General features: G+C 47.3%; 1 protein-coding gene. It reads left to right on the top strand.

The window, feature by feature from the left end; translation table 11 throughout:
* Positions 1-64 precede the first annotated feature (64 nt).
* Positions 65-1600: an IS1182 family transposase gene (locus F752_RS0100005; protein ID WP_017729667.1), complete on the top strand. Its 1536-nt coding sequence runs from the start codon at positions 65-67 to the stop codon at positions 1598-1600.
* Positions 1601-1644 lie beyond the last annotated feature (44 nt).

The following is a 1644-nucleotide window of genomic DNA, read 5'->3' as shown; positions in this document are numbered from 1 at the left end:
GGTGCTTGTTGCACTACTTCTTGAAAGTAATTGTTTAGCAGATAAGGAGCAACTTTTTTAAGCGATGCAGGGCAGGAAGATTTTTCGAGACCGCAAGCAGCTTTGCTTTAGTCTCTCGGAGGCTGTTCCCAGGCACAACCTCTATTACCGACTCAAGGAGGTCCTCCGGCTGGATTTCCTTTCAGAGCATACGAAAAGCTACTACGGCAGCTGTGGGCAAAAGAGCATTGACCCCGAGGTTTTCTTCAAGCTCTGCCTTATCAAGCACCTGGAGAATATAGACTCCGATAGGAAACTCATGGATGTATGCAGCCTCCGACTGGACCTGCGCTATTTCCTGGGCTACAACTTAGATGAGGCATTGCCCTGGCACTCCACCGTTTCCAGAACCAGGCAAAGGCTAAGCAAGGACCTCTTCGATACCCTCTTCACCCATATTCTTTCTCTTTGTGTAGATGCTGGTATGGTTGCCGGCAGTGTGCAGGCAATTGACTCAGCCTACATTAAAGCCAATGCTTCCATGAGTTCTTTGGAACTAAAAGTACCCAAAGAACAGCTGGAGCAAGAGCATCAGATAAGCACAGCCCACAGGCCTGCAAGGGAGAATAAATCCACTCAGCAGCAACGAAGCATCTCTGCAAGAAAAGAGGAACTTCAGGAGATAGCCAGCAGACAAAAGAAGTGGAGCAAGGATAAAAGACCCGGAGCAGGCAGTAAGGAGCACCGATTTACCAGCAATAAAACCCACTACTCCCCTGTGGACCCTGATGCACGCATTGCTGTAAAGCCTGGAAAGCCTCGTCAGCTGTGCTACTTTAACCAACTTGCTGTCGATACAGCTCACCATGTTATTACCCACACCCAGGCTGATTTAGCTGAACAAAAAGATAGCCAGTGCCTGCCGCGAATCATCGAAGCAATGACAAGCAGATTAAGCAGCCTTGGCTTGTGCTGTGGAGCCATAGCAGCCGATGCAGGTTACTGTTCGGGAGAGAACCTTCACCTGCTGGAAAAGCAAGAGATTGAGCCTTTTATTTCCGTGCATGGCACCTACAAAGGTGGCCCTGATGGCTTTACCTATCACAGGGAGGAGGATTATTGGCTGTGTCCGAATAACAAAAAAGTAACTTTTCACAAGATTAAATTTGCTGCTAACCTGGTAAAACAGCGACAGTATTTCACCCGCCGAAGTGACTGCAAAGGCTGTCCCTTCAAAGAACGCTGCATTGGAAAGCAACATGAAAAAAGAATCGATATCACCTACTTTATGGATGAATATTCAAGGGCCATTGAAAGGGTAAATTCCTCAAGGGGTAGGCAAATGAAGAAGCTCAGGCACAGCACGGTAGAACCGGTATTTGGCACCTTAATCAACTACATGGCCCTGAAGAGAATCAATACCAGGGGCATCATTCAGGCAGAAAAGGTAATGCTGATGGGAGCCTGTGCCTATAATCTGAAGAAGTGGCTGAACTTCTCCCGGAACAGAAGGAAAACAGCGGCCATAGCACTGCCTAAGCCCTTTAATCGCGGCTTTTTAACAATGCTTTTTCTCTTCCGGCCAAAGATGATAAGAAACAGGAATGAAAGGCTAAAATGAGCTGAAAAATAAGCTGCTAATCAGTGGGTTGCGCAACAGCTACT

Source organism: Nafulsella turpanensis ZLM-10 (assembly GCF_000346615.1).
Classification (GTDB): domain Bacteria; phylum Bacteroidota; class Bacteroidia; order Cytophagales; family Cyclobacteriaceae; genus Nafulsella; species Nafulsella turpanensis.
Note: the sequence above shows the minus strand (reverse complement) of the source record. Positions and strands in the feature narration are given on the sequence as shown.